This window comes from Bradyrhizobium sp. 31Argb, from assembly GCF_043638955.1.
Classification (GTDB): Bacteria; Pseudomonadota; Alphaproteobacteria; order Rhizobiales; family Xanthobacteraceae; genus Bradyrhizobium.
In genome coordinates this window covers 1-8218 of the sequence record NZ_JBEGDB010000331.1, presented here as the reverse complement: position 1 = coordinate 8218, position 8218 = coordinate 1, and the positions used below count along the sequence as shown (strand labels likewise).

Here is an 8218-nt window from a genome sequence, read left to right as displayed (position 1 = left end):
TGACGCAACCTCGGACCGGCCGACAGTCGGCGCTACATCCGTCAAGCGAAAGTAACATCCTCAGGTGAGGCAATACGGGATACAGATTTCCCCGGGTTACGCGTTCCGCTCCACCCGGGCTACGGACCGAAAGCTTATCTTGACAATGACTGACCAGTCAGTCATGATCTGATCATGAAACAGTGCCCCGAACCATCCATTCCATCCAAGGCCTGCCGACCCGCCAGCACGGCGGCGCGCGCCAAAGTGTCAAAAGTGGTCTCGCCGAAGATCGCAGGCGGCGGGGCTAACCGTGCCGAGCGCGCAGCGGAGCGGCGGGCCGCGATCGTGGAGGCGGCGATGGAAGAGTTCGTCGCGCGCGGCTTTGCCGCGACCCGGCTCGACGATATCGCGAAACGTGCCGGCGTCGCCAAGGGCACGATCTACCTGCATTTCAAGGACAAGGAATCGATGTTCGAGGAATTGATCCGCACTGCGCTGGTGCCGCTGATCGACCGCATGGCATCGCCGGCGCCGCTGCATGGATCAGTGCGCGAGGCGGTGGAGGGCTTTGCGCAAATGTTTATCCGGGAGGTCGCTTCCACGTCGCGCGGCGACATCGTGCGCCTGATCGTCAGCGAAGGCCCGCGCTTTCCGGAGATTGCCGATTTCTATTTCCGTGAAGTGGTCTCGCGCGGGATGGCCGGCATGCGCGCCCTGATCGAGCTTGGGATCACGCGCGGCGAGATCCGCAACAAGGAATTGGCGCGCTACCCGCAGATCATGATCGCGCCGGCCCTGATCGCGGTGATCTGGCAGAGCATGTTCAGCCGGCATTCGCCACTGGATGCGATCGAGATGTTTCGTGTTCATCTCGACCTGATCTTCGGCGAGCGGAGGACGACATGACTTCGTCGCGTCTGGTGAAGATACTGGCGATGGTGGCGCTGGCGGCGGCACTGGCCGGTTGCCAGGAGCGCCGCGATCCCGGCTTCCAGGGCTGGGTCGAGGCCGACATGATCTTCGTCAGCCCGGATGAAGCCGGCCGCGTGGTGAAGCTCAACGTGCGCGAAGGCGACGAGGTGAAGGTCGGCGACCTTCTTTACTCTGTCGACGACGACCTGCAGCAGGCCGATCTCAATCAGAACAAGGCCACGCTTGCCAATGCGCAGCAGACCTATGACCGCGCGGCTTCGCTGAGAGGAACCGGCGCCGGCACGCAGGCCAATCTTGACGCCGCGGTCTCGGCGCTGCGCGTGGCCGAGGCCAAGGTCAACACGTCGGAGACGCGGCTGGCGCGGCGCAAGGGCTTTGCGCCGGTCGCCGGCACCATCCAGCAGATCTATTTCCGCGAGGGCGAGATGGTGGCGGCGCAGCGGCCGGTGCTCTCGATCATGCCGCCCGGCAACATGAAGCTGCGCTTCTTCGTGCCTGAGGCTGAACTGCCGAAGCTTTCGATCGGCGACCAGGTGCGCGTCGTCTGCGACAATTGCGCCGCCGATCTCACGGCGAAGATCTATTTCATCGCGACCACGGCGGAATACACGCCGCCCGTGATCTATAGCCTCGATGAGCGCAACAAGCTGGTCTACCTGATCCAGGCGCGGCCGAGCCGGCCCGATGCCTTGCGCGTCGGACAGCCGATCAGCGTCTATCTCAATCCGAAGACGCCGGTGGCGGATCGGCGATGAGCACGGTTGCAAACCATACGCCCGACATCGCCATCGATGTCCATGGCCTGACCAAATCGTTCGGCGGCCGCGAGGTCGTGCATGATCTGTCGATGCAGGTCAGGCGCGGCACGATCTACGGCTTCCTCGGGCCGAACGGCAGCGGCAAGACCACGACCATCCGCATGCTCTGCGGACTTCTCACGCCCGACAGCGGCAACGGCACCTGCCTCGGCTACGATATCCGCCGCGATGCCGACCGCATCAAGCGCCTGGTCGGCTACATGACCCAGCGCTTCAGCCTGTACCAGGATCTCTCGGTGCGCGAGAATCTGGAATTCGTCGCGCGGCTCTACGGCCTTCCTGACGCACGGAGTGCGGCGCGCGAGATGATCGCGCGCATCGGGCTGAAGGGCCGCGAGGAGCAGCTTGCCGGCAATCTCTCCGGCGGCTGGAAGCAGCGGCTTGCGCTCGGGGCCTGTACGCTGCCCAATCCGAGACTTCTGCTGCTGGACGAGCCGACCGCCGGCGTCGACCCCAAGGCGCGGCGCGATTTCTGGAACGAGATCCACGCGCTCGCCGCCGACGGCTTGACCGTGCTGGTCTCCACGCACTACATGGACGAGGCCGAGCGCTGCCATGAGATCGCTTACATCGCCTATGGCCATCTCCTGGCGCATGGGACGGTGGAAGAGGTGATCGCGGGCTCGGCGCTCTCGACCTATACGGTGACCGGCGACGATCTCAACGACCTCACCGCCGAGCTCGCCGGCAAGGGCGGCATCGACATGGTGGCGCCGTTCGGCACCAGCCTGCATGTGTCCGGCCGCGACAAGGCGGCGCTGGACGCGACCGTTGCATCCTATCGCGACGATCCGCGCTGGCACTGGCAGGACAGCGAGCCGTCGCTCGAAGACGTCTTCATCGATCTCATGGGGCGTTCCAAGGATAATTTCCAGGGATAATTTCCAATGAGCGCGATCGACGCAGTCCATCCTATGGTCGAGGCAAGGGAGCCGGCCTTCGGCTTCTGGCGGCGCAGCTATGCGATGCTGGTGAAGGAATTCATCCAGCTTCGCCGCGACCGCGTCTCCTTCGCCATGATCGTGATGATCCCGGTGATGCAGCTTCTGCTGTTCGGCTACGCCATCAACACCACGCCGCGCCATCTGCCGACGGCGGTGCTGATCCAGGAGGACAGCGATCTCGGGCGTTCGATCCTCAAGGCGATGGAGAACACCGCCTATTTCCGCTTCACCCGCGAGGTGCACGATGTCGCCGAGTTCGACGACCTCCTGAAATCCGGCAAGGTGCTGTTCGGCGTCGAGATCCCGCGCGGCTTCGAGCGCGCGGTGCGGCGCGGCGACAAGCCGGCGCTGCTGGTCGCGGCCGACGCGACCGATCCGATCGCGTCAAGCGCGGCGCTCGGCGCTCTCGGCGCCCTGGTGCAGACCGCGCTGGAGCACGATCTGCACGTCGGCGATCCCCCGGACATGCCGTTCGAGATCAGGACGCACGCCCGCTACAACCCGGCCGCCGAGTCGCGGCTCAACATCGTGCCCGGCCTGGTCGGTACCATCCTGACCATGACCATGCTGATTTTCACCGCGCTGTCGGTGACGCGCGAGATCGAGCGCGGCACGATGGAGAGCCTGTTGTCGATGCCGATCAAGCCGGTTGAGGTGATGTTCGGCAAGATCATCCCTTATGTCATTGTCGGCTTCGTGCAGGCCTCGCTGATCGTCGGCATTGGTGCGCTCCTGTTCGGCGTGCCGATCCTCGGCAGCGTGCTGCTCTTGGCTGCGCTGACCACGCTGTTCATCACCACCAATCTGTCGATCGGCTATACGTTCTCCACCATCGTGCAGAACCAGTTGCAGGCGATGCAGCTCTCGATGATGTTCTTCCTGCCGAGCATCCTGCTCTCCGGCTTCATGTTTCCGTTCGCGGGCATGCCGCTATGGGCACAATATCTCGGCGAGGGCCTGCCGCTGACCCATTACGTCCGCATCGTCCGCGCCATCATGCTGAAGGGCGCCGGCCTCGCCAACCTGCAATACGACACGATTGCACTGATTGTACTGATGCTGGTGGCGATGACGATCGCCGTGACACGCTTCCGTCGCACGCTCGATTGAGGCTATATTCAGCCCGATTAATCGGCGTCATTCCAGGGCAAGGGCATGGCCGGATTCTGGGGCAGGAAGACAGACGGGCAGGCTTCGGCGGTATCCGCCGATTTCCACCAGGCGCTGATGCACGAGGTGATGACGACCGAGCTGCTCCGGATCAAGGCGCTGATCGGGACAGCGGTGCTGCTTGCCCTCATCGGGTTGGGCATCGACTTCCTTGCGCCCGAGGCCGTAAGCCGTGTCTGGCACGGCAATCTCAGGGTATCATTTATCTTTTACATCACCTTGCCGTTTATCCTGTTCGAATTGTGGGTGCATGGCGCGATCACCCGACATATGCGGAACGGTCGCGACCTGCCCGTGGTGCGGCGCTACATCGGCGCGCTGATCGAGACCTCGTTACCGACGGTCGCGCTGGCGTTGCATATCCAGAGCATGGGATCGGTCGCTGCGCTCGGATTCGCGGCACCGTTCCTCTATTTCATCTTCATCATCCTCTCGACACTGCGGCTGGATTTCTGGCTCTCGACCTTCACCGGGTTCGTTGCCGCGGCACAGCTATTCTATCTGGCGATGTTCTTTCATCCGAACGGCGGCACCGATCCGGAGCCGAACCTTTATTATCATGCGGCGCGCAGCTTCATCGTGCTGATCTGCGGCATGCTTGCGGGCGCGGTCGGCGTCCAGTTGCGGCGGCAGTTTGCGGCCAGCATCGCGGCTGCCACCGCGCGCGACCGCATCACCGATCTGTTCGGCCAGCACGTCTCGCCGCAGGTTGTCGAGCGGCTGATGACGGAGGGCGCGTCGACCGACAGCGATATCCGCCGCGTCGCTGTGATGTTCGTCGATTTCCGCAGTTTCACCGCGGGCGCGCGGACGCGCTCGCCGCAGGAGGTGGTCGACCGGCTCGACGGCGCCTTTGCCGTGCTGGTCGATATCCTCGACCGCCATGGCGGCATCGTGAACAAGTTTCTGGGCGACGGCTTCCTCGCGCTGTTCGGCGCGCCGCTTGAAGCCGACGACGCCGCGTATCAGGCGGTGGCTGCGGCGCGCGAGATGCTGATCGCCAATGAGCACACCAACAAGACCACGAGCTGGCCGCTGCGCATCGGCATCGCCATCCATATCGGCGAGGTCGTCGCCGGCAGTATCGGCTCACCCAGGCGCAAGGAATATACGGTGATCGGCGACACCGTGAATTTTGCGGCGCGGCTGGAGGCGCTCAACAAGGAGCTGAACTCGCAGTTCCTGATCTCGTCCGAAGTACGCGAGGCGCTCGGCGAGGCGGCGCACGATGCGGTGCCGCGCGGTGAGGTGCCGATCCGCGGTTACGAGAAGCCGGTTGCGGTGTGGCAACTGGGATAGGAGGATTTCATGCAGCGTCGCTACGTCACCGTTGATGTCTTCACCGATCGCGCGTTCGGCGGCAATCCGCTCGCCGTGGTGCTCGAGGCGGGCGGGCTCTCGACCGCGCAGATGCAGGCGATCGCGACCGAGTTCAACTATTCCGAGACGACGTTCGTGCTGCCGCCGCAGGACAGTGCGAACGATGCGCAGGTCCGCATCTTCACCGTGCGCTCGGAAATCCCCTTCGCCGGTCATCCCAATGTCGGCACCGCCTTCGTGCTGGCGACGCTCGCGCAAAAGCCGCCGGTGCGGCTGAGATTTGAGGAGAAGGCCGGGCTCGTGCCGGTCGAGATCCTGACCGAGCAGGGCAGGGTCACGGGCGCCGAGCTCACCGCGCCGCAGCCGCTGCAGCGGCTGTCCCACGTCGGCACCGAACAGGCCGCGGCCTGCTTGTCGCTGTTGGCGAGTGACGTGAAGACGGACCGGCATCTGCCGCAGATCGTTTCGGTCGGCCTGCCGTTCCTGATGGTCGAGCTCGCCTCGCGCGACGCGCTGAAACGGGCACGACCCGATGCCGTGGCCTTCGCGCGGACGTTTCCGTGCGACGGTTCGGATGCGGTCTATTTCTACACCCGCGACGTGCCCGCAGCCGAGCAGCCGCTCGACCTGCAGGCGCGCATGTTCCATCCGGGCTCGAGTGCCCTCTCGGAGGATCCCGCGACCGGCAGCGCCACGGCGGCCGCCGCCGCATTCCTTGCCGATCTCGACGAGGTGCGCGACGGCGAATTGAGGCTGCGCATCGGCCAGGGCGTCGACATGGGCCGGCCGAGCCTCCTGCTCACCCGCGTCCGCAAACAGGGTGGCACTGTCGCGTCCGTGCATGTCGGCGGCGGCTGCGTGAAGATGATGGAGGGGAGATTGTGGCTGGAGGGGTAATCCACGCTCCCCTGTCATTCCGGGATGCGCCGAAGGCGCAGGCCCGGAATCCATTTATCCACCTGCACCCGTGGCTCGATGGATTCCGGGCTCGCGCTACGCGCGCCCCGGAATGACAGGAAGTCTTGTAGCCCGGGTGGAGCGAAGCGCAACCCGGGGCCGCTCGCGATGCGGATGCAGATACCCGGGTTACGCTTCGCTCCACCCGGGCTACGGACCTATACCTGCGGCGCGACCAGATTCTCCACCTTCACGCCGTCGCGGTCCTCGATGATCTCGGCAATCATCTGGCGGTGGCAATGCGTGTGGTCACGCTCGTAGCACATGAGGCACACCGGTCCCGCCTTTTTCACCAGCGACGACAATTCGTCGAGCTGTTCTTTCGCCTGCGACGTTTTCAGGTGCTGTCCATAGATCGTGCGGAGCAGCTCATGCTGGCCGCTGCGCGCGGCGAGCCGCCCCTCCTTCGGGGTGCCGAGCGCCGCGAGATGGACATAGGCGATGCCGCGCTCGTCGAGCCCTGCCGCAAGCTGATTCTTGGAAAAGCCTGGCCGGCGGGATGACGTCACGGCACGGACATCGACCAGAAGCTTCACGCCGGCCTGCTCGAGCTCATCGAGCACCGCCTTGGGCGGTGTCTGCTCGTAGCCGATCGTGAAGAGTTTCCTGGCCATCCGGCGTCCCGATCACTTCACGCGCTCGATCAACTCCATCGCGCCGGCCGGCGCGCGCACCTTGCCCTCGTGGATCACATAGGCGAACACGTCGCGCGGCATCTTCTTCGGTTTTGTCTTCTCGACATGCGGTAGGTCGTCCGGATCGCCGCCGCCGGCCCATTCCTCGAACCGCTTGGCCCAGGCGTCAAGCTGCTTCAGCGGATAGCAGGTCTTGATCTCGTCATTGCCCTTCTGCAGCCGCGCGTAGACGAAATCGCTGGCGACATCGGCGATCGCCGGATATTTGCCGTGCTCGGCGAACACGACCGGCGTTTCGAATTCGCGGATCAGCGCGACGAAGTCGGGCACGCAGAAACTGTCGTGCCTGACTTCGACCACATGGCGCAGCGCGCGGCCGTCGAGCTTGCGCGGCAAGAGCTCGAGGAACTTGCCGAAATCCGCGCCGTCGAATTTCTTGGTCGGTGCGAATTGCCAGAGCACCGGCCCGAGTCGGTCGCCGAGTTCCAGCACGCCGGAATCATAGAAGCGCTTGATGGAGTCGCCGGCTTCCGCCAGCACGCGGCGGTTGGTCGCAAAGCGCGGGCCCTTCACGGAGAACACGAATCCGTCGGGGACTTCGCTGGCCCATTTGCGGAAACTCTCCGGCTTCTGCGAGCCGTAATAGGTGCCGTTGATCTCGATCGAGGTCAGCTTCGATGCGGCATAGGACAGCTCCTTCGATTGCGCGAGCTTGTCCGGATAGAACACGCCGCGCCACGGCTCGAAGGTCCAGCCGCCGATGCCGATATAGATGCTGCCTGCAGTTTTCTTTGGGGCTTTGGCCACGAGAAGAACTCATCGTGAGGAGGGGACCACCCGAGAGTAGTCAAATAAATCGTGATTGGCCAGTTGGCCGGCGTCAAGCTTTCCACGCTTATCGATCCAGGCCATCCGCGTTAGGATACCCCAAAAAGGAGAACAACAATGCGCATGATGATCGCGGTCCTTCTGGTTCTGATACCCTCCGCCGCGATCGCCGATGACGATCTCGACGATGCGCACAAGCTCGCCGTGATCGGCCGCGACGCCTACTGGAATTGCCTCGCCCGCGAATATCCCCGCGACAGCAACAAGACCATGTCGGACCAGGAGTTCGCTTCCCTGATGGCGAGTGCGTGTCCCTCGGAGCGGCAGAATTTCCGGGCCTCGCTGATCGGCTTCCTCACCGAGCAATTCCCGAACGAGGACGCGAGCGCGCATCTCGGCACCGCCAACCGCGCCATCGAGCTTGCGCAGAAGGACATTGTCTCTGCTTTCGTCCGACGCAAGGCGGCGGCGAACAGCAAGCAATAGGCTACCAGAGCGCCCCGGCCGTCATTGCGAGGAGCGATAGCGACGAAGCAATCCATGCCTCCGCAAGTGGATCGGGATAGGGGGAAGCCTCGCGGCTTCGCCCCTCCCACACCACCGGACGTACGGGTCCGTATCCGGCGGTTCG

At 64.1% G+C, this 8218-nt stretch carries 9 protein-coding genes; 7 read left to right on the top strand and 2 right to left on the bottom strand.

Annotated elements, in window-relative coordinates; genetic code table 11:
- Positions 1–174: 174 nt before the first annotated feature.
- The 6 genes from AAFX91_RS36355 to AAFX91_RS36330 are packed head-to-tail and all read left to right on the top strand — an operon-like array spanning position 175 to position 6064.
- Positions 175–888, top strand: coding sequence for a TetR/AcrR family transcriptional regulator (locus AAFX91_RS36355; RefSeq protein WP_130580263.1), 714 nt, complete (start codon positions 175–177; stop codon positions 886–888).
- Positions 885–1670: an HlyD family secretion protein gene (locus tag AAFX91_RS36350; protein ID WP_282527248.1), complete on the top strand. Its 786-nt coding sequence runs from the start codon at positions 885–887 to the stop codon at positions 1668–1670. The genes AAFX91_RS36355 and AAFX91_RS36350 overlap by 4 nt, the downstream gene beginning before the upstream one ends.
- A complete protein-coding gene (locus tag AAFX91_RS36345; protein ID WP_130580265.1) occupies positions 1667–2614 on the top strand; it encodes an ABC transporter ATP-binding protein in 948 nt (315 codons plus the stop codon). The genes AAFX91_RS36350 and AAFX91_RS36345 overlap by 4 nt, the downstream gene beginning before the upstream one ends.
- A 6-nt stretch (positions 2615–2620) precedes the next feature.
- Positions 2621–3787, top strand: coding sequence for an ABC transporter permease (locus AAFX91_RS36340; RefSeq protein ID WP_245476377.1), 1167 nt, complete (start codon positions 2621–2623; stop codon positions 3785–3787).
- A gap of 45 nt (positions 3788–3832) precedes the next feature.
- On the top strand, positions 3833–5146 hold the full coding sequence (locus tag AAFX91_RS36335; RefSeq protein WP_130580266.1) for an adenylate/guanylate cyclase domain-containing protein: 1314 nt from the start codon (positions 3833–3835) through the stop codon (positions 5144–5146).
- 9 nt (positions 5147–5155) lie between these two features.
- Entirely contained in the window at positions 5156–6064 is a 909-nt protein-coding gene (locus AAFX91_RS36330) for a PhzF family phenazine biosynthesis protein (protein WP_130580267.1), read from the top strand.
- Between the two features lie 218 nt (positions 6065–6282).
- On the opposite strand, the gene AAFX91_RS36325 is transcribed toward AAFX91_RS36330, so the two are convergent.
- Complete coding sequence (locus AAFX91_RS36325; RefSeq protein WP_130580268.1) at positions 6283–6738, bottom strand: DUF488 family protein; 456 nt, start codon at positions 6736–6738, stop codon at positions 6283–6285.
- A 12-nt stretch (positions 6739–6750) separates the two neighbouring features.
- Positions 6751–7566 carry a DUF72 domain-containing protein gene (locus tag AAFX91_RS36320; protein ID WP_130580269.1) on the bottom strand — a complete coding sequence of 272 codons (816 nt, stop codon included), beginning with the start codon at positions 7564–7566 and terminating at the stop codon, positions 6751–6753.
- Between the two features lie 138 nt (positions 7567–7704).
- On the opposite strand from AAFX91_RS36320, the gene AAFX91_RS36315 reads away from it, so the two are divergent.
- Positions 7705–8073 (top strand): hypothetical protein, encoded by a 369-nt coding sequence (locus AAFX91_RS36315; protein WP_130580270.1) that lies wholly within the window; start codon positions 7705–7707, stop codon positions 8071–8073.
- The last annotated feature ends 145 nt before the right edge of the window (positions 8074–8218 follow it).